The sequence below is a fragment of the Lysinibacillus sp. UBA5994 genome, assembly GCF_002429725.1.
GTDB classification, from domain to species: Bacteria; Bacillota; Bacilli; order Bacillales_A; family Planococcaceae; genus Lysinibacillus; species Lysinibacillus capsici.
This window is the reverse complement of sequence record NZ_DJAU01000026.1, coordinates 194,120-221,056: the sequence shown is the minus strand read 5'-3', so window position 1 is coordinate 221,056 and position 26,937 is coordinate 194,120. Positions and strand designations below refer to the sequence as shown.

23 protein-coding genes and 1 other annotated feature are annotated in these 26,937 nt (G+C 40.4%); of the genes, 15 read left to right on the top strand and 8 right to left on the bottom strand.

Going from position 1 to position 26,937, the window contains the following annotated elements; translation table 11 throughout:
- Positions 1-80: 80 nt before the first annotated feature.
- The 3 genes from B3D98_RS09160 to B3D98_RS09150 all read left to right on the top strand — a co-directional run bounded on the left by B3D98_RS09160 (position 81) and on the right by B3D98_RS09150 (position 2,848).
- The gene (locus B3D98_RS09160; RefSeq protein WP_288582550.1) at positions 81-638 is read left to right on the top strand and encodes a TetR/AcrR family transcriptional regulator; all 558 of its coding nucleotides are present in this window, start codon (positions 81-83) and stop codon (positions 636-638) included.
- A 26-nt stretch (positions 639-664) separates the two neighbouring features.
- Complete coding sequence (gene fabF / locus B3D98_RS09155; RefSeq protein ID WP_066036788.1) at positions 665-1,900, top strand: beta-ketoacyl-ACP synthase II; 1,236 nt, start codon at positions 665-667, stop codon at positions 1,898-1,900.
- A gap of 201 nt (positions 1,901-2,101) precedes the next feature.
- Positions 2,102-2,848 (top strand): amidohydrolase family protein, encoded by a 747-nt coding sequence (locus B3D98_RS09150; RefSeq protein ID WP_288582546.1) that lies wholly within the window; start codon positions 2,102-2,104, stop codon positions 2,846-2,848.
- Between the two features lie 57 nt (positions 2,849-2,905).
- Here the strand turns inward: B3D98_RS09150 and B3D98_RS09145 are convergent, their stop codons facing one another.
- Positions 2,906-3,625 (bottom strand): metallophosphoesterase family protein, encoded by a 720-nt coding sequence (locus tag B3D98_RS09145; protein WP_279494997.1) that lies wholly within the window; start codon positions 3,623-3,625, stop codon positions 2,906-2,908.
- Positions 3,626-3,754: 129 nt separating this feature from the next.
- On the bottom strand, positions 3,755-5,359 hold the full coding sequence (locus B3D98_RS09140) for an ABC-F family ATP-binding cassette domain-containing protein (protein WP_004230062.1): 1,605 nt from the start codon (positions 5,357-5,359) through the stop codon (positions 3,755-3,757).
- Between the two features lie 600 nt (positions 5,360-5,959).
- On the opposite strand from B3D98_RS09140, the gene B3D98_RS09135 reads away from it, so the two are divergent.
- From B3D98_RS09135 to recQ, 5 genes are all read left to right on the top strand, one after another.
- The gene (locus B3D98_RS09135) at positions 5,960-7,846 is read left to right on the top strand and encodes an FAD-dependent oxidoreductase (protein WP_288582540.1); all 1,887 of its coding nucleotides are present in this window, start codon (positions 5,960-5,962) and stop codon (positions 7,844-7,846) included.
- Between the two features lie 81 nt (positions 7,847-7,927).
- Positions 7,928-8,147 (top strand) — a binding site (T-box leader).
- A gap of 44 nt (positions 8,148-8,191) precedes the next feature.
- Entirely contained in the window at positions 8,192-9,865 is a 1,674-nt protein-coding gene (gene argS, locus B3D98_RS09130; RefSeq protein WP_103118114.1) for an arginine--tRNA ligase, read from the top strand.
- A gap of 131 nt (positions 9,866-9,996) precedes the next feature.
- A complete protein-coding gene (locus B3D98_RS09125) occupies positions 9,997-11,172 on the top strand; it encodes a CynX/NimT family MFS transporter (protein ID WP_288582537.1) in 1,176 nt (391 codons plus the stop codon).
- Positions 11,173-11,426: 254 nt separating this feature from the next.
- Positions 11,427-12,530, top strand: coding sequence for a TcaA NTF2-like domain-containing protein (locus tag B3D98_RS09120; RefSeq protein WP_288582535.1), 1,104 nt, complete (start codon positions 11,427-11,429; stop codon positions 12,528-12,530).
- Between the two features lie 7 nt (positions 12,531-12,537).
- The gene (gene recQ / locus B3D98_RS09115) at positions 12,538-14,310 is read left to right on the top strand and encodes a DNA helicase RecQ (RefSeq protein ID WP_115673579.1); all 1,773 of its coding nucleotides are present in this window, start codon (positions 12,538-12,540) and stop codon (positions 14,308-14,310) included.
- 61 nt (positions 14,311-14,371) lie between these two features.
- Here the strand turns inward: recQ and msrA are convergent, their stop codons facing one another.
- Positions 14,372-14,893 (bottom strand): peptide-methionine (S)-S-oxide reductase MsrA, encoded by a 522-nt coding sequence (msrA, locus tag B3D98_RS09110; RefSeq protein WP_081011039.1) that lies wholly within the window; start codon positions 14,891-14,893, stop codon positions 14,372-14,374.
- Between the two features lie 174 nt (positions 14,894-15,067).
- Between msrA and B3D98_RS09105 the strand changes: the two genes are divergently transcribed.
- From B3D98_RS09105 to B3D98_RS09095, 3 genes are all read left to right on the top strand, one after another.
- Entirely contained in the window at positions 15,068-16,018 is a 951-nt protein-coding gene (locus tag B3D98_RS09105; RefSeq protein ID WP_048392859.1) for an LCP family protein, read from the top strand.
- A 64-nt stretch (positions 16,019-16,082) separates the two neighbouring features.
- On the top strand, positions 16,083-17,282 hold the full coding sequence (locus B3D98_RS09100; protein WP_048392857.1) for an AI-2E family transporter: 1,200 nt from the start codon (positions 16,083-16,085) through the stop codon (positions 17,280-17,282).
- 101 nt (positions 17,283-17,383) lie between these two features.
- Positions 17,384-17,749 (top strand): cupin domain-containing protein, encoded by a 366-nt coding sequence (locus tag B3D98_RS09095; protein WP_048392856.1) that lies wholly within the window; start codon positions 17,384-17,386, stop codon positions 17,747-17,749.
- Between the two features lie 55 nt (positions 17,750-17,804).
- Here B3D98_RS09095 and B3D98_RS09090 read toward each other — a convergent pair whose 3' ends face one another.
- Complete coding sequence (locus B3D98_RS09090; protein WP_016992684.1) at positions 17,805-18,980, bottom strand: aminotransferase class I/II-fold pyridoxal phosphate-dependent enzyme; 1,176 nt, start codon at positions 18,978-18,980, stop codon at positions 17,805-17,807.
- A gap of 232 nt (positions 18,981-19,212) precedes the next feature.
- Between B3D98_RS09090 and B3D98_RS09085 the strand changes: the two genes are divergently transcribed.
- Positions 19,213-20,094 carry an aminoglycoside 6-adenylyltransferase gene (locus tag B3D98_RS09085; RefSeq protein WP_288582526.1) on the top strand — a complete coding sequence of 294 codons (882 nt, stop codon included), beginning with the start codon at positions 19,213-19,215 and terminating at the stop codon, positions 20,092-20,094.
- Between the two features lie 14 nt (positions 20,095-20,108).
- Positions 20,109-20,924, top strand: coding sequence for an ATP-binding protein (locus tag B3D98_RS09080; RefSeq protein ID WP_103118118.1), 816 nt, complete (start codon positions 20,109-20,111; stop codon positions 20,922-20,924).
- Between the two features lie 46 nt (positions 20,925-20,970).
- On the opposite strand, the gene B3D98_RS09075 is transcribed toward B3D98_RS09080, so the two are convergent.
- Positions 20,971-21,765, bottom strand: a complete 795-nt coding sequence (locus tag B3D98_RS09075; protein ID WP_048392847.1) for an enoyl-CoA hydratase/isomerase family protein — start codon at positions 21,763-21,765, stop codon at positions 20,971-20,973.
- A 368-nt stretch (positions 21,766-22,133) separates the two neighbouring features.
- Here B3D98_RS09075 and B3D98_RS09070 point away from each other — a divergent pair, with 368 nt between their 5' ends.
- Positions 22,134-22,997 carry a tyrosine-type recombinase/integrase gene (locus B3D98_RS09070; RefSeq protein WP_288582520.1) on the top strand — a complete coding sequence of 288 codons (864 nt, stop codon included), beginning with the start codon at positions 22,134-22,136 and terminating at the stop codon, positions 22,995-22,997.
- Positions 22,998-23,040: 43 nt separating this feature from the next.
- On the opposite strand, the gene B3D98_RS09065 is transcribed toward B3D98_RS09070, so the two are convergent.
- The 3 genes from B3D98_RS09065 to B3D98_RS09055 all read right to left on the bottom strand — a co-directional run bounded on the left by B3D98_RS09065 (position 23,041) and on the right by B3D98_RS09055 (position 26,366).
- Positions 23,041-23,895, bottom strand: a complete 855-nt coding sequence (locus B3D98_RS09065) for a transglutaminase family protein (RefSeq protein WP_288582518.1) — start codon at positions 23,893-23,895, stop codon at positions 23,041-23,043.
- 61 nt (positions 23,896-23,956) lie between these two features.
- Complete coding sequence (locus tag B3D98_RS09060) at positions 23,957-24,922, bottom strand: alpha-E domain-containing protein (RefSeq protein WP_279495015.1); 966 nt, start codon at positions 24,920-24,922, stop codon at positions 23,957-23,959.
- Positions 24,876-26,366 (bottom strand): circularly permuted type 2 ATP-grasp protein, encoded by a 1,491-nt coding sequence (locus tag B3D98_RS09055; protein WP_288582516.1) that lies wholly within the window; start codon positions 26,364-26,366, stop codon positions 24,876-24,878. Before B3D98_RS09055 ends, B3D98_RS09060 begins: the two co-directional genes overlap by 47 nt.
- 76 nt (positions 26,367-26,442) lie before the next feature.
- Between B3D98_RS09055 and B3D98_RS09050 the strand changes: the two genes are divergently transcribed.
- Positions 26,443-26,856 carry a hypothetical protein gene (locus tag B3D98_RS09050; protein ID WP_103118120.1) on the top strand — a complete coding sequence of 138 codons (414 nt, stop codon included), beginning with the start codon at positions 26,443-26,445 and terminating at the stop codon, positions 26,854-26,856.
- The last annotated feature ends 81 nt before the right edge of the window (positions 26,857-26,937 follow it).

Here is a 26,937-nt window from a genome sequence, read left to right as displayed (position 1 = left end):
TCACGCGAGCAGCAGATAAATCGTTTATCTGCTGCATTTTTTAGATTGACACTTACCTACTAGTAAGTTAGTATAAAGCCATGACAAATAGAAAAATGCAAATTATAGAATTAACATTGAAGAATATTCAGGAAAAAGGATTCACATCATTTAGTTATGAGCATTTAGCAAAGGAGCTTAGCGTCACGAAAGCCAGTATTCACTATCATTTCGAGAAGAAGGGAGACTTAGGGATTGCTGTTTGCGAAAGAATTCAACAAGGATTAGAGAGAACTTTTACATTGATGAAGGAGTCCACTTTGCCAGCTGAGGAAAAGCCATTTGCCTTTATTATGCAGCGAATAAAATTTCTAGAGCAAGACGGCATTTGCCCTATATCAGCTTTACAGGCGGATTATCAAGAATTACCGCAACCAATGCAAGAAAAGCTTCAGCAGCTTAGTCAAATGGAAATCGATGTCTTTGTTGAGCTATTGAAAGATGCTAAACAACAGGGCGCACTCCAAGCTACTAATGATTTGGAGGCTCTAGCTGTATTACTTATTTCAAGTACGAAAGGGGCATTACAATATAAACGTGTTGTAGGAGAAGCGTTCTTTCAAAAGATGCTGGAGCAATTAAAGGAACTGTTAAAGTAAGACATGAACGAGAAGGAGCGATGTGCATGGTACGAAGAGTCGTTGTTACTGGATATGGTGTTGTTTCCCCGTTAGGTAATTCGGTATCAGCCTTATGGGAGAATATTAAGGCAGGAGAATCAGGGATTCAAAAAATTCAAGGGGAGGCATTTAGCGGCATTAATACGCAAATTGCTGGGACGAGTACGGATTTCGATGCAACGCTGTATATGGATAAAAAAGAAATCAGTAAATATGATCTATTTGTGCAATATGCTGTTGCCGCTGCCCAGCAAGCTCTGACACAAGCCAATTTAAATATGGAACAGGTAGATAAGGAGCGTTTAGGCGTTTACATTGGCTCTGGCATTGGGGGCATTGAAACGATTTTAGAAAATCATCAAGCGATGCTCAATCAAGGGCCTAGGAAGGTGTCACCATTTATGGTGCCGATGATGATTAGCAATATGGCTGCAGGAATACTAGCAATCAAAACGGGCTTTAAAGGACCAAGCTTTTCACCTGTTTCTGCCTGTGCGACAGGAAACCAGGCGATTGGAGAAGCTTTCTTAGCGATTCGACATGGCTATGCGGATGGCATTTTAGCAGGCGGAGCGGAGGCACCGATTAATCCACTTAGCTTTGCAGGATTCTCCCGCATGAAAGCCATGTCCACTAGGAATGAAGAGCCAACAAAGGCCAGTCGACCATTCGATAGCGAGCGGGATGGCTTTGTCATGTCTGAAGGAGCTGGCATCGTATTCCTAGAGGAGTATGAACACGCCAAACAAAGGGGTGCTACGATTCTGGGTGAGATTGTTGGCTATGGTGTGACAACAGATGCTTATCATATTACAGCTCCTGATTTTACGGGTGCTGCCAATGCCATGAAGCTGGCATTAAAAATGGGTGCTATCGATGGGTCAGCTATCGATTATATCAACGCACACGGCACAAGTACTCCAGAGGGAGATAAATCTGAAACAAAGGCTATTAAACACGTTTTTGGTGATCATGCCTATCAACTAAAGGTTAGCTCCACAAAATCGATGACAGGACATCTCTTTGGCGCGGCCGGTGGAATTGAAGCCATTATTACATTGAAAAGTATAATGGATGGCATTATTCCACCAACCATCAATTATGAAACACCAGATCCCGAATGTGATTTAAACTATGTTCCTAATGAGGCGCTTCATCAAGACGTTAACTTTGCGCTATCGAATGGGTTTGGCTTTGGTGGTCATAATGCTGTGCTAGCATTTAAAAAATTTGAGGAATAAGGCATTAGCTATTAGCTAAAAAGAATGGTATGAATTTAATCGTTCATACCATTTTTTACGTTTGTTTTATCAACTTGAAAAGAGAAGAAGGAACTTAAGCTATTGCAATTCAATAAGTTTTCCTTATGATAAATAGCTAGAAATTCGTATTATAACTTATAGTTAGAGTATGGTAAATTCAAAGGTAAAGGGGGACAAATGATGCGAATCTTTGATGCACACTTTCATATCATTGACTTTAATTTTCCGATTATCGAAAATCAAGGTTATATGCCACCAAGCTATGTAGTAGAGGATTATCAAAAGGACACAGTGAGTCTCCAGATAGCGGGAGGCGCCATTGTATCAGGATCTTTTCAAGGATTTGACCAAGCCTATCTTTTAAAAGCATTGAAACAACTGGGTCCCACGTTTTGTGGGGTAACGCAATTACCTAATACGGTCACGGATGATGAAATTGTACATTTACATAACAATGGGGTACGGGCATTACGCTTTAATAGTAGACGAGGTGGCTCAGAGGATTTATCACAGCTAGAAACCTTTGCACGACGGGTTTATGATTTGGTGGGCTGGCATAGTGAATTATATATCGATGCGAAGGAAATACCGGAGATAGCCTCGACAATTGAAGCATTACCAGCCATCTCCATCGATCATTTAGGGTTGTCGGAAGAAGGGCTGCCACATTTATTAAAGCTTGTTGATAAGGGAGTACGTGTCAAGGCGACTGGCTTTGGTCGTGTGGAGCTGGATGTGAAGCATGCTTTACAAGCGATTTATAATGCTAATCCAGATGCCCTCATGTTTGGAACAGATTGCCCGTCTACAAGAGCTAAACGACCTTTTAATTATGGGGATGTGGAATTGATTCAACAGCTATTTGATCAACAGGCTGCTGATAAAATCCTCTACAAGAATGCGCTACAATGGTATTTTCAGCGTTGAATATAAAAAAGAATCCATGTTGGCATGAAAATGGATTCTTTTTTAATTATGACGGTACTAAGCATTTCGATAGTTGGCAAACATAATTTCATTATAATACTGATCTAATTGAGGCATACCTAGTTCTTTTGCGATCATTAGCTCAGCCTCTCGGTCATATGCTACTCTAATAAATTGGATGGCATTGTTTGACTGTGTTCCATCTAGAATGGCATAGGAAGCAGAAGTTAGGTCAAGTGAATTACCAACACTCCCTACATTACAAAGAATTCCTTGTTTATATGTATGTAAAAAAGTTGTATGGATATCGCCATAGAACACAATATCAGGATGTTTCTTGTAATGGCTTGAATTGGTTACTGCAGTATTATCAAACATAGATAAACGCTTTTCAAGTGGATGATTTGGTAGGATACGTTCAAATTCACTTCTTGGAGACGCATGGAAAAATCTTATGAGCTGTTCATTTAATTCAAGATCAATATGGAAGGGTAATGACCCGAGATATTGATAGTCTTTTGCTGTTAATCGATCTTTAAACCATTGGAGAAAATCATTGTCAGTAGGGGATTGAATAAATACGTCCCAATTGCCTCGTACGACTTGTTCACAATTCTGTTGGATAAGTTCTATACAGGCAGAACCTTGAGGGCCCTTGCCGATTAAATCACCTAAACAAAAAATTCTGTCAATCTTTCTTAAGCGAATGTCTTTTAATACGGCCTCTAATGCCGTTTTATTCCCATGAATATCTGATATAATTGCAATTTTCTTCACGAAGATTACCCCCTCATTAATGCTATACTATATCATTCAATAAAAATCCTTTTAATCCTTTAAAAACCATATAAACACAAAAGACAAAAAAATCCTCTACCCACTATGGGTAGAGGATTTTTGTAAAGCTTAGCTTAAGCCTTGGCTATCTTTCCACTCTAGGAATTCATCATATGTTAACTGCTTATCTAAAATAGAGCCGTCTTCACGGATTTCGATGACACGGTTAGCAATTGTTTGGATGAACTGATGGTCATGTGATGTGAAAATCATTGCGCCTTTGAAACGAATTAAGCCTTCGTTCAATGCTTGAATAGATTCAAGGTCAAGGTGGTTCGTAGGTTCATCTAATAAAATAACATTTGCTGTCGCAAGCATCATTTTCGATAGCATACAACGTACCTTTTCGCCCCCAGAAAGAACAGCAGGGGATTTCTTCACTTCTTCACCAGAGAACAGCATGCGTCCTAGGAAACCACGTAGGAAGCTTTCTGTTTCATCGTCTGGAGAATATTGACGTAACCATTCTACTAATGTTTTTTCAGAACCTTCGAAGTACTTGTCATGATCGTTTTCGAAGTAGCTTTGAGATGTCGTTACACCCCATTTAAATGTGCCAGCATCCGCTTCTTTTTCTTCCATTAAAATATCAAGAAGTGCTGTTTTCGCCATTGGGCTACCAAGTAAAACAATTTTATCTTCTTTGTTCATCGAGAAGCGCATGTCCTTGAATAGCGTTTCGCCTTCATGACTTGCTGTTAGACCGTCTACTGTTAGGACATCGTTCCCAATTTCACGGCCGATTTGGAAGTTGATGAATGGATATTTACGGCTTGATGGCTTAATATCATCCAGCTCAATTTTATCCAGCATTTTTTTACGAGATGTTGCTTGCTTCGATTTAGAAGCATTGGCAGAGAAACGTGCGATAAACGCTTGTAATTCTTTAATTTTCTCTTCTTTTTTCGCATTTTGATCTTGTGCCATTTTTTGTGCTAATTGAGAAGATTCATACCAGAAATCATAGTTCCCTACATATAATTGGATTTTAGAGAAGTCCAAATCCGCAATATGTGTACATACTTTATTTAAGAAGTGACGGTCATGGGATACAACAATAACTGTATTCTCAAAGTTAATCAGGAACTCTTCCAGCCACTGAATTGCCTTTAAGTCAAGGTGGTTGGTAGGCTCATCGAGTAATAGTACATCAGGCTGACCAAACAGTGCCTGTGCCAGTAATACTTTAACTTTGTCAGAACCTTCAAGATCGCCCATTAGCATGTAATGAAGATCATCGGAGATACCTAAACCGTTTAATAGTGTAGCCGCTTCTGAATCAGCTTCCCAACCGTTTAGCTCTGCAAATTCACCTTCTAACTCTGCAGCACGCATGCCATCCTCATCGGAGAAATCTTCCTTTGCATAGATAGCATCTTTTTCTGTTTTCACGTCATATAGGCGTTTATTCCCCATAATAACTGTGTCGAGCACTGTATGCTCATCATATTCGAAGTGGTTTTGTTTCAGGACAGATAAACGTTCGTCCTTACCCATCGATACATTTCCTTCCTGCGCTTCAATTTCACCAGAAAGGATTTTTAAAAATGTTGATTTACCAGCACCATTTGCCCCAATTAAACCGTAGCAATTGCCTGGTGTGAATTTTATATTTACGTCTTCAAATAGTTTACGATCGCCATAGCGAAGACCTACATTACTAACTTGAATCATGCAAGTTCCTCCTTTTTTCACAATGGCTCTAGTATAGCATGAAATATGTTCCATAGTCTATAAACATTATTAAATCAAGGTTTGGCGTTCTTTCCACATTTTTTGTTAAACATAAACTGAATAAAGATACAATAAAAAATCTAAATTTGGTGTAACTTTCTTTGAGAGTGAGGCGTCTATATTGTAGTGTGATTAACTATTTTTGAAAAAGAATAGAAAAATGACATCATTTACCACGGGGATTTTAGTTGCTTATTCACAAAGGTTTCGTCTAAAATGATTCTGACTGTTTATATATCAAGTAAATCATCACTGGTGCCCACAAGCCCATCCCCGTTTTGAATGCCAGCTATTCGTGGCTCTTTCATTTATACTAGATAGATGTTGCTAAAGTTAGACTAAAAACATCACAATCCTCATAAATGATTTCATTCATTTATCTTGATGATAATTTCATATAAGAATGCTGTAAGCTAAAGAATTATTCGTTTGTGGTAATGATATGCTATGCCTGCGTTCAACTAGGACATTCAGCCCTTGTGGCGGGAATGATGATTAAATAAACACATCGATGGAAATTTTAACAATTGGAGGTATATTATGGGTAAGGGCTTATTATGGACAGCCACTTGTGTAATAGTAGTTTTAGTTGGGTTTGGTAGCTACTATTTTATTAAAGAAATAACAAACTCTATGGCATACAATAAATTAGTAGATGAGTATAAAAAGCCAGAACCAATTGAACATATAGAGGAAGAATATGATGTTATTGTCATCGGTGGTGAGCCAGAGGGAGTGGCTGCGGCTGTGGCTGCTGCTCGAAATGGTGCGAAAACATTGCTGGTCGAAAAACGACAAGAGTTAGGTGGATTATTTACATATGGTATGCTGAATTTCCTCGACATTCCTCGTGATGGCCATAACAACTCGATTAGTGAGGGAATATTTAAGGAATGGCATGAGCTTGTTAGAGGGAATGACGCTTTTGGCATTGTAGGTGCTAAGGCAGCCTTTAAAAAGCTAATCGATGAAGAGCCCAACTTAACGTTATCCGTGCAAACCGAGGTTGTGAAAGCAAATGTCAAACAACAACAATTAACGTCTGTGGAATTAAAAAATGAGTACGGTACATATGTTGTGACGGGGAAATCATTCATAGATGCTACACAGGATGCTGATTTTGCTGCCTTGTCGGGCGTTCCTTTCTTTGTGGGCGGAGAAGATATTGGCATAAAGGATAAGCGTATGGCTGTGACTTTAATGCTACATTTAAAAAATGTCAATTGGGATGAAGTCAAAAAAGCGGCTAATTCCGGTGTATTTGGCGGTGCTAATTTAAATCATACGGTGATGTGGGGCTTTACAAAGCTACATGATGAATACAAGCCATTACAAGAGGGTACAAGATTACGAGGGTTAAACTTAGCTCGTGTAGATGATGAATATTTCATCAATGCCTTACAGATTTTTGGTATTGATGGCTTGAATGAATCCTCAAAACAAGCGGCGATTGTCGCTGGGAAGAAAGAAACGTTACACATTCTAAAATATTTACAAACAAACTTCCCAGGGTTTGAAAAGGCTGAAATTGTCAGCTATCCAGAAGAACTCTACGTCCGAGAAACGAGACATATTTGGGCAGAGTATCAATTACCAATGGCAGACCTGTGGAAAAATAGTGATCAGTGGGATAGCATTGGCATTGCTTCTTATCCAGTCGATGTGCAAGCGCAAACGCCTCATGATTATGGCTATGTGATCGCTGCACCAAAGCAATATGCTATTCCTTTCCGGTCTTTAGTACCGAAGGATATTGATGGCTTACTGGTTGTCGGACGCTCTGCTGGTTATTCATCACTTGCAGCTGGTAGTGCACGTATTGTTCCAACAGGGATGGTGACAGGTGAAGCGGCTGGGACTGCGGCTGCTCTTGCACAGAAGCACGATGTAACCTTTAGAGACATGAGTAAGGATAAATCATTAATCGCTACATTACGAAAGCAATTAGCTAAACAAGGTGCCTATGTTGATTCATTTTCAATTGAGTATCCATATCAAGGAGAATGGTATGATGAAGCCATTCAAACCCTCATTAATTACGGCCTTGTTGTGGGCGGCTATGATAATGACCTAAAAGTAGACAGTAAGGCGACGAAAATAAAGTTTGCTAAAATGTTAAAAGAGAGCATGCTACGTGCTGGTGGAGAAAGTGCAGCAGGAATGAAGGACCAGCTCGAAATTGTCATCAATAAAGTTTATAATCAAGGCGATGAAGCTATTGAGCGAGATGAGTTAGCTCAATATTTGGCTGACGTCCTCATCGGTGAATCCAATGCGACTAGCTGGGATACATTGGTAGAAAAAGGAATTGTCACGGAGAAAGTAGCGAAGAAAGTCTCTGATAATAAGAAATTAAAATTAAAAGAGATGTATGCGATTATGGCTGATGTGATTCATTATGTAGAAAAAAAACGTTCCTCCTTGTGAGGAGCGTTTTTTGCTGAAACGGCAACGTAAAAAAGGGTTGACGCCAATTAGAAAGTCCTGTAATATATGTCAAAATCATAAAAAAATTCGATGAAAAAGAGAGTAATTGATGGAATGACTGGCTAGCGAGTTAGGGATGGTGGGAGCCTAATGCAGGAACCATGAATGAAGCGCACTTTGGAGAAGATTCTCGAACAAATAGTAGAGAATAGCGGGGCGTCACCTCGTTAACAACGGAAAGTGGTCATGTGACATGGCAACTAGAGTGGTACCACGGGATTATCATGCTCTCGTCTCTAATTATAGAGGCGAGGGCTTTTTTATTTGAACAGGAGGAGGAGCAAAATGAATCAACAAATCGCCGACAGTATAGCAGTCGCATTAAAGCAGCAAATAATAGGAGAGGACATATTGTCATTATTAGAAAAACCCAAAAGCTTGGAGCTAGGGGACGTAGCCTTTCCATGCTTTACTCTAGCAAAAGTGTTGAAAAAATCACCGCAAAGTATCGCAGCACAGATAGCAAGTCAATTAAATCATGACAGTATCGAGCGTGTGCAAGCTGTTGGTGGCTATGTCAATATTTTTCTTGATCAACAAAAGGTGACGCAACAGGTGTTACGCAAGATTCTGCGCGACAAGCAACAATATGGTACTACGCCAACAAAGATGGGAACGGTCGTCTTGGATTTTTCCTCTCCTAATATCGCCAAGCCTTTCTCGATGGGACATTTACGTTCAACGGTCATCGGTAATGCCTTAGCAAATATTGCAGAAAAAAATGGCTATCAAGCCATTCGTATCAATCATTTAGGGGACTGGGGTACACAATTTGGCAAGCTTATTGTTGCTTATCAGCTTTGGGGTGATAAACAAGCTATTTCGGCTTCCCCGATAGAGGAGTTATTAAAGATTTATGTGAAGTTTCATGAAGAGGCCGAGCAAGACCCAACGCTCAATGAACAGGCTCGTGCCGCCTTTAAAGCATTGGAGGACGGTAATGAAGAGGCGCAGGCATTATGGCAATGGTTCCGAGATGTGTCATTCATAGAATTTCAAACAATATATGAGCTATTAGGAATTCATTTTGATGCCTTTATAGGTGAAGCCTTTTACAATGACAAAATGCCGTCCGTTGTAACAGAATTAAAAGAAAAAGGGCTCCTTGTGGAATCAGAAGGTGCGTATGTTGTGGAGATGGAGGAGATGCCTCCATGTTTAATAACGAAAACGGATGGAGCCACGCTTTATGCGACGCGTGATTTAGCAGCAGCCCTGTATCGCCAACAGCACTACCAGCCCCAAAAGATGTTCTACGTTGTTGGCAATGAGCAGTCCCTCCACTTTAAACAACTTTTTCAGGTCATCGAAAAAATGGGCTATCCTTGGGCAAAGAATCTGCAACATGTGTCATTTGGCATGATGCTGAAGGATGGCAAAAAAATGTCGACTCGTAAAGGTAAAGTGGTGTTATTAGCTGATGTACTAGCAGAAGCTATAACGACGGCACAGCGTAATATGGAGCAGAAAAACCCTTCTCTACCTAACAAAGAGCAAGTCGCAAAGCAAGTGGGGGTTGGAGCGGTAATTTTTAATGATTTAAAATCCCATCGTCTCAACGATATTGAATTTTCAATCGAGCAAATGATGAATTTTGAAGGCGAAACAGGGCCATATGTACAGTATACATATGCACGTATTTGCTCTATTTTAGATAAAAAGAAAGCTCCGACTCAAGATATGCTATTCAAATCTTTAGGAGAGCAGGCTTGGCCGATTATTTTATTACTAGAACAGTTTCCTAAAACGGTAGCTATGGCTTTTGAGCAGGCTGATCCGTCCCAAATAGCGAAATATGCCTTACAACTGGCACGTTTATTTAATAAATATTATGCACAGTACAAAATATTAGTAGAAGATGAACAGCAAGCATCCCGTCTTGCATTATGTCAGAGTGTTGCTATTGTTTTAAAAGAGTCATTAGCCTTATTAGGTATCGAATCACCTGAAAATATGTAAGAAGCATTATCCATGTAAAGGTAAACTGTCCAATCATTGACCAACCATCGTAAAACATGATAAAAGGATAGAGGAATCCATGCAAGCTTTTCATAAATGAAGGCTGCGTAATAACAGAGGGGATCAAACAATTGGCTAAAAAACATTGGACATTATCACTCACCTTCGTGGTCATTAGTATATTTTTTGTCGCTCTTAATATGAGGCCAGCTGTCACGGGAATAGGACCGCTTTTTAATGTCCTCATGACATCCTTACAAGTCTCGAATACAAGCATGAGCTTTCTCACAGCTATCCCCGTTTTTTGTATGGGATTATTCGCACCTTTGGCTGTCCCGCTTCAGCGAAAAATGGGCACGAAATCAGCTATCACCCTTTTAGTGGCCATCCTTGTCGTCGCGAATGGGCTACGCTTTTTCCAAGCAAGCTATCTCTTGCTCATCGTGACAAGCTTTGCGGCAGGCTTAGCGATTGCAATGATTGGTCCTATCCTAAATGCTTATATTAAGAAAAAGTTTCCAGAACGCTTTACGACAATAGTCGGTATCTATTCATTCGGTATAGGCGTAGGGGCTACTTTAAGTGCAGCCTTAACCGTGACTTTTTATCAGAGTTTTAGTAATAGCTGGACAATCGCCCTTGGTATGTGGTCAATCCTTGCTATAGTTGCTCTCGTTATCTGGCTAGCGGCAATTCCATCCGAACACAACGAGCAGCTCCAACAAGTAACTACGTCAGAAGAAGTCCGTAATCCGTGGACATCTAGACGTGCCTGGGTAATTTTACTGTACTTTGGTTTACAAACATCACTCTTTTTCTCAATCATGTCATGGCTTACGCCGCTATTGCAGGACAAAGGCCTGTCATTAGAGGCATCCAGTGCTATGCTAACAATTATGTCTATTGTACAAATGATAGGGAATATGGCGGTACCAATTCTCATGGAAAAATGGCCAAGTCGAATGGCCTGGCTACTAGTGTTTAGCTTTGTCGGCGTGATTGGATTTATGCTACTCTGGCTGACAGCGGGTATTTACCTATGGCTGGCTGTTTTATTAATTGGTATTGTGCTAAGCGGGCTATTTCCAATAGGACTACTGTTGCCTCTTGATGAAGCCAAAAATGATCAGGAGGCCACTAGTTGGTCATCTATGGTGCTGGCAGGTGGCTTTATGGTAAGTGCCATTATCCCCATTCTAATAGGCGTGTGCTATGACCTAACGGGCAACCATACATGGACGTATCTGATCTTTGTATTATTAATGCTCGGCATTCTAGTAACGACAGGACTATTAAGAAAAAAATGATTGTAAGAGACATGTGTCAGGTTGCACATGTCTTTTTATGTGAAAATTATTTTGAGGGTATAATATCCTTCCATCCTCACAGCAAATTTTGTCTTCCATCAATATTAATGGGTAGAAAGAAATGACTTTAGGGAAGTTGCTGCATTTTTCTAATATTAATTTTCCAATAATAATATTATGTAAACTTGAAACATTACTAGTCCTTGATTATGATAGAGAAGAGAGAATGTAGAATAGAAAGTTTTGGTGAAGGTATGTATAAAAAAGTGCTCATTTTAGGAGCGGCAGCTTTTCTGGTAGCAGGCTGTGACAGTCAAATAGGGACAGGATGGTTTCAAAATAAAAAGGCAGAGGTGGAAACAGAGGGAGCTGTGACGAAGCAACAGGAAAAAATTGTCCCAGAGGTCAAAGTAATTGGAGAGTATGGTGTTGGAGCAGGCATTATTATCAGGCAGCAGGATGATCAACTGTATATTTTAACGAATGGCGCACTAGTGGCTTCCAAACCAACTGCCCTCGTTCAATTTGGTCAGGACAAGCTGGTAGCAGCGACTATTCATGTCATGTCAACAGCCTATAATATGGCCCTGCTACGAGTAACCTATCAAGCGGATGTGCAAGTGCCTAATTTATATGAAGGTGAGCTAAATCAGCTAGCTGTTTATGTGAATGGCTTACCCTATACGATTCAAAAATACCAAGATAAAGTAGCGGCTTATTATATAAAAGCGGAACAATCGATACCTTTAGGAAGCCCTGTCATGGAGGCTGAAAACGGAGCCATTGTCGGATTATATTTTAATCGACAACAGCAAGGAGCGTCGCAGCCATACATATTGCCTATAAAGGAATTCCAAGCATCCATCGATGAATGGATTGAGGAGGGCATGACAGCCAGTGTACGACTTTCCCAATCGAAAAACTTATACCCCTATATTGAACAAGGGGATAAAGAAGCTGTACAGCAAGCAATCGAACAATATGGAGAAAATATATTTGCGTATAATACCGATGAAATTATGCTATTTTTAGATACGTTTCACAAGTATTTAAAGGGGGCTGTGACAACCCAGGATGCAAGTGTTTTGAAACCGATTGTCGGGACAGAGGCTATACAGGAAACCTTGGCTAGTATGGTTGCCTATTATGCTTCCAAGCAAGCCAAAATTCATTTCTCAAACACGGATATTCAGGCAATTCGTGTAGAGGGACAGCGTCTTATCGTACAGGCTAAAACGGAATATATCCTGACGAATGCTGCTGGACAGGAGGCACTTGCCTACTCCAACATGTTGTATGAGTTAGAAAAAAATGAACAGGGCGAGTACAAGCTACTTGGTCTCACAAACAAGGAGTGAATTTTGCATGGAGCAAGCTAGACAAATGCTACAGCATCATTTTGGCTATGATACCTTTCGGCAAGGACAAGCCCAGATTATTGAACAAACATTACGAGGGCAGTCAAGTCTTTGTGTCATGCCAACAGGTGGAGGGAAATCCATTTGCTATCAAATTCCAGCGCTAATGCTTGAGGGGTTAACCATCGTGATTTCGCCACTGATTTCACTGATGCAAGATCAGGTGGAGGCTTTACGTACAGCAAATATTCCAGCAGCCTATATTAATAGTACGCTGACGGCACAGGAAGTGGATGAAACCATGCAGCTTGCTAGTGCGGGTTATTTAAAGCTCCTCTATATTGCACCTGAACGACTGGAAAGTACTACGTTTCTTCAAGCATTGTCGTATTTATCTGTCCCATTACTTGCGATTGACGAGGCTCATTGTATATCGCAATGGGGGCATGATTTTAGACCAAGCTATCGTTCGATCCACAAGCTTTTTACGCTATGGCCCCAAAAACCCACTGTTTTAGCGCTGACAGCTACTGCAACGCCAACGGTTTGTGATGATATTCGTCAATTGTTAGCGATTGATGAGCAGGCAACGGTCATGACAGGCTTTTCACGTGAGAATTTGGCACTTTCGGTGTTAATTGGTGAAAATAAAGAACGTTATGTAAAAAATTATGTACAACAAAATAAACAGGAAGTGGGCATCATTTATGCAGCTACTCGAAAAGCTGTGGATGCCATTTATGATGTGCTGAGTCGCTCTGGTGAAGACGTTGCGAAATATCATGCAGGTCTATCAGAGAACTTACGAATGGCTGAGCAGGAGCGGTTTTTAAAAGATGAGGCACGTATCATGGTGGCAACGAATGCTTTTGGTATGGGTATTGATAAAAGTAATGTGCGCTTTGTGTTGCATTATCAAATGCCTCGTAATATGGAGAGCTATTACCAGGAAGCGGGCCGTGCTGGCCGAGATGGTCTGCCAAGTGCTTGTATTTTATTGTATGCTTCAGGGGACGTTCAAACACAGCGTTTTCTTATCGAACAGTCACAGGATGAGGCTCGTATTACACAGGAGCTAGCTAAACTACAAACAATGGTCGATTATTGCCATACTGAGGGCTGCCTACAGAATGCGATTTTAGCGTATTTTGGAGAAGTTGAGGAGGAGCCATGTGGGCGTTGTAGTAACTGTATTGACGGGCGAGCAGTGACAGATGTGACAGAGGATGCGCAAAAGGTGCTGGCCTGTGTTGTGCGTATGGGACAAAAATTCGGGAAGACCATGGTGGCACAGGTGCTAATTGGCTCTAAAAATCAAAAGATCGCTGAATTTGGCTTTGCCCGTTTATCGACCTATGGCATTTTAAAAGGACAATATACCTCAAAGGATGTCTCCAACTTTATCGAATTTTTAATTGCAGAGGGCTTGCTGGCCGTGAAGCACGGTACATTCCCTACAATTTATGTATCTGCTGAAGGCAAGGAAGTGCTGCTTGGCAATCGACAGGTCATGCGTAAGGAAGCTGTCACAGTGAAGAAGCTGGTGGATAATGATCCATTATTTGAACACTTACGGGTATTACGCAAAGAGATTGCCGACGAAGAAAAGGTCCCACCATTTGTTGTATTTTCTGATAAAACGTTACGTGAATTATGTGATAAGAGACCAACTGTACTGGAGGATTTACGACAGGTGAGTGGTATAGGCGAAGTAAAATATGAGAAGTATGGTCAACGCTTCTTTGACGCACTACAATCGTTTTTGGAAGCCTCTGTTTAATAAATTTGTTGCTATTGTATAAAAGAGAGGTGTCCCACAAGCTGGAGACACCTCTTTTATATTATTTTTCCCAATGCTTCGCAATGAACGTATCACGCCCAGAAACGGCACGGTCTTGCTGATAGTGTGCTGTCTCTTTTTTATAATAATCCTGGTGATAATCCTCTGCTGGATAAAAGCGTTCAGCATCGCGAATTTTGGTTACAATAGGTTTATCAAAGCGTCCGCTATTGGCAAGCTTTTCTTTCGATGCCTCTGCGATTTGCTTTTGCTCATCTGTATAGGTAAAGATTGCTGTAGTATAGGATTCACCACGGTCATGGAACTGTCCATACGCATCCGTCGGGTCAATTTGCATCCAATAAATATCAAGGAGCTGCTCATAACTAAAAATAGCAGGGTCGAATTCGATTTCGACTACTTCTAAATGACCTGACGTTCCTTTTTTGACATCTTCATAGGTTGGGTTTTCTAAGTGGCCACCCATATAGCCTGAAGTGACTTTATGTATACCGTCCCACTCGACAAATGGCTTGACCATACACCAAAAACAGCCGCCAGCAAATGTCGCTTTTTCTATCATTTGAATCATCCTTTCTTTTGTGAAAATATTATAGCATTGTTTTACGCCAAACTGTGCAAATGGGTGTAAAATAACGTTTAGATAGAAAAACATGGAATAGATCCTTTTTATAATGAAACTTTCTAGCTAATCAATCGTTACATTAACTATATCAAAATAGAGGAGTTAGTTGTTATGGAAGAGCAAGATTATACGAGACGCTCCCAACGTCCTAAAAAGCGTCGATTACGTAAAGGGAGAGCATTTTTTACACTATTACTATTGTGTATTATTGTGATTGTGGGCTATTCGGTCATGCAATATCGCAGCGGACTTGAATTAGCCAACGACACCAAAGTTGCACAGGAGGATTTTACGGGTGATAGCATCAAAGGGGATATCGAAAACTATTTGATTTTAGGGGTCGATACACGTGGAGAGGAAAAATCACGGACTGATACAATGATGGTATTATCCTGGAATAAAGCAAACAACGACATTAAACTCGTATCCTTTATGCGCGATATTTACGCGGATATTCCAGGCTATCAATCCTATAAGCTTAATACAGCTTACTACCTAGACGGTGTTCAGCTATTAAAGGATACATTGACAAATATGTTTGGCCTACCGATTCATCACTATGCACTAATTGATTTTAAAAACTTTGAATCCTTAGTGGATATTTTAGCGCCAAATGGTGTGGAAATGGATGTTGAAAAGGACATGTCTGAAAATATTGGGGTAGAGTTAAAGCAAGGTGTTCATCGTTTAAATGGACAGGAGTTACTAGGTTATGCGCGTTTCCGTCATGATGCAGAAGGAGATTTTGGGCGTGTTGCACGTCAGCAAAAAGTGATTGAGGCATTAAAAACAGAGTTATTAACGCCTACGAATATGTTGCATTTACCAAAATTTGTTGGTGCGGCACAGGGCTATATCACAACAGATTATTCATCTACTGAGGAAATGCAGCAAGTACTTAAATTGCTATCAAAGGGCAAGGTAAACATTGAGAAAGCAACCATCCCTATCGAGGGTAGCTATCAATTCCAAAACTTTAGCCATGCGGGCGATTCAATTGTCATCGATGTGGAGCAAAACAAAGCCTTTTTAAGTGATTTTTTAGGTATTTCACTAGAGTGATGTTTCGCAAAAACCAGCATTATCCTGTAATATAAAGGTAGAGCATTTGGATTGGGGTGGATATATGGAAAAAGAGAGACCAAAAGAGCGTTCAAGCCTGTTAGCAACCAAGTTTATTCGTTTTTTAGGTGGTAGAAACCTATTATTTACACTGGTAATTTTATTACTGGTGGCATGTGTTATTTTTATGTTTAATCAAGTTTCCTTTATCTTTACCCCGCTACAAGTTTTATTTGAAGTAGTCATTTTACCAGGGGTACTAGCCGTCATTGGTTACTATTTATTACGCCCATTGCTGGCGATTCTAGTACGATGGCGCATTCCAAGAATATGGGGTATTTTAATCCTCTATATTGCGGTCATTGGTGTCATTACGTTACTTGTGGTGCTAGTCTATCCGTTTTTACGCGATCAGTTCACGAATTTAGCACAGGAATTCCCAGAGTACTTCATGGCATTTACACAAAACATTGTAGAATTCCTAAATCATTCACGTTTTAATGAGTACTTAGATAAAATTAGTTTTAATTTTGATGAAGTTTTGAATAACTTCACAACGGATATGGTAAAAACAGTGAAGGATATGGCGACCAATGTAGCACAGGGTGTGGCATCTGGTATTACCGGCTTCCTTTCAACGTTAACAGGTATTGTGCTATCACTTGTAACGGTGCCATTCATCCTGTTTTATTTACTAAAAGAGGGCGAAAAATTACCGAAATTTATGCTGAAAGTGTGCCCACCACGTATGCGTAAAGAGGTAACTGACATTTTCCATGACATGGACAAGCAAATTAGTTCGTACATACAGGGACAGATTTTAGTATCCATGTGTATTGGGGCAATGGTAACGATTGGCTTCTTAATTATTGGCATGAAGTATGCTTTATTGCTCGGCTTCCTTGCCATGATTACAAGTGTGGTGCCCTATTTAGGACCCGTTATTGCGATCACACCAGCAGTCATTATCGCTCTTGTTACATCCCCATTGATGCTGATTAAGCTGGCAATTGTATGGACAATCGTTCAGTTAATCGAAGGAAAGTTCATTTCACCGCAAATTATGGGGAAATCACTCAGTATTCACCCGATTACGATTATCTTTGTACTATTAACGGCAGGCTCGTTATTTGGTGTCCCAGGCGTTATTTTAGGGATTCCGGGCTATGCAATCTTTAAGGTACTTGTCACGCATTTATTCAAGCTCTTTAAGCAGCGCTATAATCGCTACGAAGATGACGTTCATCAAAAATATGATATCTAATAAACGACCAGCTACTGCTAGCAACGCAGTAGCTGGTTTTTGCTGTAGAAAACGGCATTATGCTATTCTAGTAGTAGAGTCAAAGCAAGGGGGAAAAGGAAATGGCATACATACCGATTAATTTTCAAGAGAAACTGGCTAAATTTCAAGAGCATTGGTCTCCAAAGGTTATTGCTGAAATGAATGATTATCAATTCAAACTCGTCAAAGTTCAGGGGGATTTTGTTTGGCATAAGCATGAGGATACGGATGAGGTATTTATCGTCCTTGAGGGGCAATTAATCATCGAATTCCGAGATGGCCAGGTAAGCTTGCGTGCAGGAGAGATGTTTGTTGTCCCACGCAATGTGGAACATAAACCCTTTGCAGCTTCGGAGTGTAAAATTCTGCTTGTAGAGCCAATGGGTGTCGTGAATACAGGTGAGGAGCAATCAGAGCTTACCGCTGAAAATGATGTATGGATTTAACCATCATAGAAAAACCCTTCCAACAAAATGTTAGAAGGGTTTTTACATTGACTAATTATTGCTTTGCTAATAATTGTACTTTTGCTAAGCGATCCACGGCTTCTTGCAGAAGTTCCTTTGGTTGAACTAATGCTAAACGTAAATAGCCTTGTCCAGCTGTACCAAATACGGTTCCTGGAACTGTGACAACGCCTACTTGTTCAATCAATTGAAAGGCTAATTCTGTGCAATCGATAGCATAGGGATATTTAGCCCATACGAACATTCCACCATCAGAGGGTGCGGCTTCCCAGCCTAAAGCTTGTAAGCCATTCATCAGCGTTTTATGGCGCTCTGAGAAAGTAGCACGTAAGCTTTCCGTAATTTCCTCTGCGTTATCCAGTGCTACGACAGCCGCATCCTGGATAGGCTCGAAAATACCAAAATCTAAATTTGATTTTAATTGCTTAATAACAGCGATCATTTCTGCATTTCCTGCGATATAGGCAATACGTGTTCCAGCAAGGCTAAAGCTTTTAGAGAGGGAGTTAATCTCCATACCGACCTCTTTTGCTCCTGGTGCAGCTAGGAAGCTAATAGGGCCATCTCCCGTAAAATAGAACTCTGAATAGGCAGCATCATGGAGGACGATGATATTATACTTTTTAGCAAAGGCGATGACTTTTTCAAAGTATGCTAATGACGGCATCGCTGGTACAGGATTTCCTGGTAAGTTTAAAATCAATAACTTTGCTTTCTGTGCAATTTCTTCTGGTACAGCGTCTAAATCAGGTAAATAATCGTTGTCGGCTGTTTGAGGCATGTAATAAGGTGTTGCGCCAGCTAAGTGAATCCCTGCGTCATACGCTACATAAGCTGGGTTTGTGGATAAGACGATGTCTCCTGGATCACAAAAGGCAATTGGTAAATGCACTAAGCCTTCTTGCGAACCAATTGTTTGAATAATTTCTGTCGCGGGATCTAGATCAACATTACTACGACGCTTATAGTAGCGACTCACCGCGTCATAAAAACGCTGTGTGCCAGTCAGTGTATAGCCATAAGACTCGGCTAAACCTGCACGATAGGAAAGATGCTCACGTATTTTGGCATGCGGAGGAAGATCAGGGCTGCCTAAGCTTAAGTCAATTAAGGTCATGCCCTTTGCTTGCTGCTCTCGAGCAAAATTTTTCAAATCTCCGAAAATTGCTGGTGTAAATAAAGACATTTTTTTAGATGGTACGATTTTCAAGACTAGTACACTCCTTGTAGTTGTATAACAGAATAGTAGTTCACATTTTATCATACTGAAGCGCAGAAAGGGACAGATATTCTGAAAAAAGAAAATATTTATATAATGGAGAGGATGTGTGCATAGACTAGCGAAAAAAGATTTTCTGCCATTGGGAGAAGCTACTATAAATTCCTTCAAAGAGGAAAGTGTATTATACTGAGTATAAAGCTTTTCAGGTGGGGTGAGTCTTATGAGAACAGAGCAAGAAATGTATGATTTAATCCTAGCCACTGCACAACAGGACACTAGAATTCGTGCTGTTTACCTAAATGGCTCAAGAGCAAATCCGAATGTACCAAGGGATATGTTTCAGGATTTTGATGTTGTGTATGTCGTAACAGATACAGCCTCTTTCTTACAAGATGATAAATGGATTCAAGTATTTGGTGAGCAGCTGATGGTGCAGGAGCCTGATCGATTGGATAAGGGGCTTGGCTTGGACAAAGACTTTTCTTATAGCTATACATATTTAATGTTATTAAAGGATGGGCATCGCATTGACCTTCGCTTATTATCGACACAAGCTATGCTGGATGAATATGGACAAGACAAGCTGACAGTCCCTTTACTCGATAAGGATCAGCTTTTGCCATCTATCTCTCCATCTTCAGATTGTGGCTATCATATTAGTCCACCGACTGTGGGGCAATTTGCCAGCTGTACCAATGATTTTTGGTGGTGCTTACAAAATATAGCCAAGGGCATTTGGCGAGACGAACTCCCATATGCCAAGCAAATGTTTGAGGAAACGACAAGGCAGTCCTTACATCAAATGCTTAATTGGTGGATTGGTCAGCATCATCATTTTCAGATATCTACAGGCAAAATGGGAAAGTATTTAAAAAACTATGTGCCAGCTAATTATTGGGCATTGTACGTAAAAACCTATGCGGACGCTGATTATGCTAACATGTGGAATGCCCTGTTTGCGGCATGTACACTCTTTCGAAGCATCGCAAAGGAGGTTGCCCATCACTTCCAGTTCTCGTACCCTCACGAGGATGATGCTCGTATGTCAGCCTATTTGAAGCATGTACGTACATTACCACCAGATGCGAAAACGATTTTGTAAGGGGGAAGAGGGCATTGAAGGTTTATTCATTAAGTGGACCAAGCGGCACAGGCAAAAGTACAAGTGCGCTGGCCTTTGCCCATAAATTAGGGGTGGAGGCCATTGTTGATGATGGATTACTCATTGTGAATGGCGTCAGAGTGGCAGGTCTTTCTGCTAAATTCGAAAAGAATACAATTACTGCTGTACGACGTGCCATTTTTACAGATCCAGCTCATCGTGAGGCTGTCCAAAAGGCGCTAGCTCATCATCAGGTACAATCTATTTTACTGATAGGTACATCAACTAAAATGACGAATAGTATTGCCAAGCAGCTAGAGCTGGGTCCGATTGAACACTATTATAATGTAGAAGATGTCCGTTCATTGAAAGAAATTCAAAAAGCACGCTTTATCCGTCAAACACAGGGCAAGCATGTTATGCCGATTCCATATAGACAAGTGGAGCAGAATTTCTTTAAACGATTGGTGCAAAAGGGCATGGAGATTTTTTCTTCGAAACGAGAAAAAATCGGGGAAACGACGATTGTACGTCCTGATTTTCAGCGGGAATATATAGAAATCAGCAAGCATGTTTATGTACAGCTACTGACATACTGCTGTAGCCAACAGGCAATTGTACAAAAGGTCGAGCAAGCACAATTTGTGCTAGGGGATCAGGTTCAAGCTATCCTCACTATTCAAGTAAAGCTGCCGATCGATTATCCATTAGCAGCGCGTTTAGTGGAATTACAACAAGCTGTGCAACAAGATTTTTATCTACATTTTGGCTATGAATTAGATGCTATTCATGTACATGTAAAAACGGCTTTGCAAAAGAAAAAAGCGTAAAAAACAGGTACTCCGCTCGCACGTTGGCGTTAAGAGTACCTGTTTTTTATTTAGGCTGGCGAGTGAACTGTGGCTGGCGTTTTTCCACAAAGGCACGACAACCCTCTGCGAAATCACTGCCTACAAATGGTGAAGAGCCTTGCCATAAGGTCGGCGCACTATCGAGACATTCTTGAACAGATTGCTTCACGGCAAGTAAGGATTCAGGCGACATTCCTGCAACCAGCTTACCCATTCGAATCATGTATTTATTTAAATCTTTTTCAGCTACTAGGTAGTTAAGCATTCCAAGCTTGAAGGCTTCCTCTGCTTTAAACATTCGTCCTGTAAAGACTAAATCCTTGGTTGTGGCAGGGCCAACAAGCTGAACTAAACGCTGTGCAAATTTGTTATTTAAGGTGATTCCTAATTTACCGACAGGAATGCCGAGCTTGGCCTTTTCAGAGCCAATGCGGATATCGCAGGCTAAGGCTAATTCCAAGCCAGCGCCCATCGCAGGCCCATTGATGACGCCAATCGTTGGAATCGGGAGGCGCTCAATGGTAGAAATGGTTTTTTCCATATGTACAAAGGCTTCTTCAGCTTGTTCAAGAGAAATGGCATTGAACTCTTTAATATCGGAGCCCGCTGTAAAGTTTTGGCCAGAGCCTCGTAAAATTAGTACTTTATTTTTCGGATTATCTAATACTTGTAGGGCAATTTTGGCTAATTGATCCCACATGTTTGCGGTTAATGCATTTTTTGCTTGTGGTCGATGAATCGTAATAATCGCTAGTCCAGCTGTTTCTTGATAAATAATTTTCGCATCTTCTGCTTCCAGTCGAGTCGTTTTTACTTGCATATCGGAAAGCCTCCTACATGTTAGTGTCTATCTTTATTATATAACACAATTAACCATAAACACGAAATGATACGAATTTTCACATAAAATTGCATTGTTATACAAGAATGTAGGGAATAGTAAGCATTTATTGTACTACAACAGGGGAGCGGAATTTACTATTGTAAGAAAGCAAAAATTATGAGAAACTACTTTAAGAACATATGTTTCTTCATTACGTAAAGGGCATTTGAATGGTAGAAGCGGGTTCCTGTTATAGAAATACAGATTATCCGACATTACAATATGTTAAAATGCAGTTGAACCCTACGCACCCAAAATATAGTAAAATATAAATAACTTACGCAAAGTAGACAAGGAGGGACAATTTGATTACACTCAGGGACGCATGGAATAGCTACTATTTATTGCTACAATCTTTGAAAAAAAGTGCTGCTACAAAAAAACAATACAATATGGACGGGCAGCAATTTTTAACTTTCGCCCATAAGCAAAACTACTTGTATGTAGATCATCAATTGAAAAGTTTATTACAGCTCTACTGCGAGTATTTAAAGGAAACCTACAGTAATATCAATACTTTTAACCATAAAATAGCGACATTACGAGGCTTTGTAGACTTTATTTTTTTACGAGAATGGGTGGAGCCTTTTGATTATCAGCATCTTTTACAGCCGAAAAAAAGACAAAAAGAAGCACTGCAAGCACTGACAAATAAGCAGATCATGCAAATTGCAAACGTATGGCCCACCTATTTTCAATATGCTAAGACAAAGGAGCATGCATGGCTGGCAAGACGCAATGGCTGTATCGTTCAAGTGTTGATGGAAACAGGTTGTAAGCCTGCCGAGCTCGTTCGCATGAAATGGACACACTTTAATGAAGAAAAAGCGACTCTTTTTATAGCCAACCGAAATGGACGTCGAGAAATAAAGTGTTCACCGATCCTCATGGACATGCTCGCACAGTATACCAATTTACATGAGCAAGAGGTAGGGGAATGGGTTTGGGTAAGCGAGGCAAGTTTAGCGAAGCCGATTACTACGAAAACAGTTGAACGCATTTTTCAAACGATGTCACAAGATATAGGGAAGAATGTAAGAGCCACTGACTTGCGTTATACTGTGATGCAACGGGCGTTTCAACAGGAAAAAACGCTGGAGCACATTCAACAAGAAATGGGCTATGTACGGAAATGGGTGCTAACAGAAAGACAGCAGCGCCTAGAATAAAAGCGTGCAGTAATCGCGATTTATCACCATTACTGCACGCCTTTTATAAATGATTCAATGCTTTGACATTTACTTTGACTGTTAAATCATGCTTACCTCCTGTATATACCCCTTCCACAGGGCTAATGTCACTATAATCGCGTCCAATACATAAAATAATATGGTTTTCTAATACTTCCACATTATTTGTGGGATCAAGACCGATCCAGCCAATACCTGGAATCATGACTTCTACCCAGGCATGTGTAGCGATATCTCCGATGAGGGCTGAGTTTTCATCGACATATAGATAGCCACTGACATAGCGAGCTGGTATTTCTTTCGCCCGTAAAACAGCAAGCATGACATGGGTGAAATCCTGACAAACACCCCGTTTTAATGCAAATGCCTCACTTGCTATTGTAGTTACATCGGTCACTGTCGGGTCATACTCAAAGCTAGAATATAAATACTGCATTAAATTAAGCGAAAAGAGCACAGGATTTTCAGCATGACCGATCGCATGATAAACTTCCTCTAATTGCTGCTCTGTCATAAATGTAAAATGTGTTGCTTTTAAATACGGTAAATAATGCTCATAGAATAGCTGTGAGTGAAAGATGGTCTGCATTTCGGGCGAATATTGAATACGATGAATAAATGGTGCACGCTGAATACTTACAATTGAAGATGTATGAATTTCTAGTATTTGATGTTGCTCTGGTATATAAAAGGAACCAACAGTATTGCCCCAAATATCCGTATGCTCACGGGTTAGGGAGGATGGCGTAATGGCAATTCGATAAGATAATAATCGCTGACGCTCATCGCTACGCGGCTTTAAACGAATAGTATTCAAGCTTTGATCGACTTCAGACTCATATTGAAAAATATTTGTATGCTGAATTTCAAATTTCATCGTGTCCGCTTCCTTCTGCTTACTGACTTGCCTGTTGAAAGGGAGCTGTGCTGAATTCCTTTCAAGGTTGTACGCTGGGTTCATATAAATGATAGATTGTCGAAAAGGCATCACTAAAAGCCATACATTGAGACAATCTTTCCTCCATCATTTTTAGGGTTTCCTCAATAGTCATTTGCCAAAAATCGATATGATCGATTGCAAGAACCAGGCTACTAATATCCGACTGAAGCGTTAAAAATCGTGGGGATAAAGAATCATGTTCAATAGCCGTTATGGCTTCTTCTATTTTCTTTACACAGAACATCACAGAACATGGGAAATGCGCATCTTGGACTAAATACCGAATGACCGTTAGTAAATTGGTCTGGCGATGCTTCCGCATGAAAGATTCTCTTGCTGCGGAAAGATCCAATAAAAAGGTACCATCATCCTCTAACAGTGACGTACCTGTTCGCTTCTGTTGTTCTACGATTATCACGATCATCCGAATGGTTTTTTCTGCTCGTTCAAGCCATTTGCCGACCTGCATAAAATAGAAAGGAAGATCGCGATCCATCGAGCCCTCAATTAACCCTGTCTCCATCCATAAAGTCTTTCGTACATCCTGTAAAAAATCTTGAAGGGCAATGAGTGGAATCGGTCGTTCTCTTTTTAGTATGGACTGTTGCTTTGTTAAATAAAAGGAATTTTGAATTTCCCAAAGTTCCGTTGGCATACTATCACGTGTAACTCGTGCATTTTCCCGAATAGCACGCAATGTGGCATGAAGGGCATTGCCATTTTTCTCAGAAAACAGAAGATAATCAATCAAAGGGTTAACACGAATCGTTGTGTAATTTGCTAAATACTCCTCCTTAGAGGCACAGATATTTAAAACAGCCTCCCAATGATCAATATAATCATGTTCTTGCCCAGATTGCTCCAACATATTCAACAGTTGTACCTGTAATATATGTGCATTTGTTTGTGTACGTTCACTATAACGTGCCATCCAGTACAACGCGTCGGCTACTCGACTTAGCATGCTGCAATTCCTCCTTTAAAATCCACGTATCCTTTGCACCGCCCCCTTGAGAGGAATTCACCACAAGAGACCCTTCTTGTAGTGCCACTCTGGATAAACCACCAGGCAACACATAGCAATCCTCACCTTTCATGACATAGACACGTAAATCAACATGGCAAGGATAAAATCGCCCATTCTGGAAGGCAGGTGCTCTGGACAATTTAATCGTTGGTTGTGCAATGTATTGATAGGGCTGTTCAACAATTTTTTGCTTAAATAAAGCAATCTCTTCCTTACTCGCATGTGGACCAATTAACATGTCATAGCCACCAGAGGCTCCTACGTTTTTAATAACGAGCTCGTGTATATGCTCTAGCACCCATTCACGCTGACTGTCATCTCCTAGATGATAGGTTTTCACATTCGGTAGAATAGGTTCTTCCTGTAAATAATAGCGAATCATCTCAGGCACATAGGCATACATTGCTTTATCATCTGCCACTCCATTCCCAACGGCATTCAAGATGGATACATGGCCTGCTTGATAAGCAGCCATTAAATGTGGAACACCTAATAAAGAATCCTCACGAAAGACAGTAGGATCTAGAAAGTCATCATCAATCCGCCGATAAATAATATCGATTTGCTGTAGGCCATAAATGGTTTTCATATAGACCTTCAAATCCTGTACAACTAAATCACGGCCCTCGACGAGCTGGATGTTTAAATGCTGGGCTAAAAAAACATGATCGTAATAAGCAGAATTGTACATGCCTGCTGTTAGAAGTACAGCTTTAGGCTCTCTTTCTGCTTGCATGGAAGGTGGACGATGGGCAAGAAGTGCTTTTTTCATATAAGCCATTTGTTTATCAAGAGGTCGAATCGTATGCTTGGAGAAAAATTCAGGGTATACTTCCTTCATCACATCCCGATTTTCAAAGACATAGGAAATGCCGGAAGGGTTGCGTAAATTATCTTCGAGTACATGATAATCACCTTTTTCATCCCGAATTAAATCAATCCCTGCTAAAAATATATGATTCGCAATTGGTACTTGAAATCCTCTCATGGTTGGTTTGAAATAAGGATTATTTTCAACAAGCTGCCTCGGAATAAGACCGTCCTGAAAGATCTTTTGCTGTCCATAAACATCCTGTAAAAATTTGTTGAGTGCCTCCACGCGCTGCTTGACACCTGCTTCAATCATGGCCCATTTGGTTTGAGGAATAATAATTGGGACACAATCAAAAGGCATGGTACGTTCTGTTCCATCTTGTGCACCATATACCGTAAAAGTAATTCCTTGTCTGAGAAAGCTCGCCTGCGCTTGTCGGTATTTTTCTTCAAGTTGCTCCCGCGAAAAAAAGGTTAGCTTATGATGAAAAGATCGATAATGAGGCTTTGGCTTATTGCCATCAAACATTTCATCGAAAAACAGACTAGAATCATATAAATTCATCATATGGAACGCCTCCGAATTCAAGTAGTAGTGAAAACATGTTACACTGTGAATAAATACATAAAAGGAGCTAACAACCATGACCATCATTAATTTAATGCAAGCGTATGAATTAGATAAACTATCCAAATTAAATTTATCAGACGAGGAAATTTTACGAGCTTTGCGTTCGGGGGATGTATCAGCTTGGCAAGAACAAGTGCCAAACTATGAATTTAGCGAGACAATGGCTCTATATCAGGAAGGGGAACAACAGTTCTTAAATGCATACCATGGCCATTATCGAATCAAGTATGTAACATTACCAGGCATCCAACGTTTATTGCAGCTACGCTTTCAATTAGAAGAAGGGAAGGATTACCAACTATTAGAAACAGGTATCCAGCATTTAACGTGTGATGAGGAAACAGTCACAAGACTTCAGCAAATGTTATCGACAAACTGGTCACTAACAAAACAAGAGGATGGGAATTATTCAGTTTTTGTAAAATAATCCCATGTGCGTTGTGAGACGAATCGACATGGACAGTTACCCATCTATTGTTTTTTCGAAGCGTCTCACACAGCAAATAAA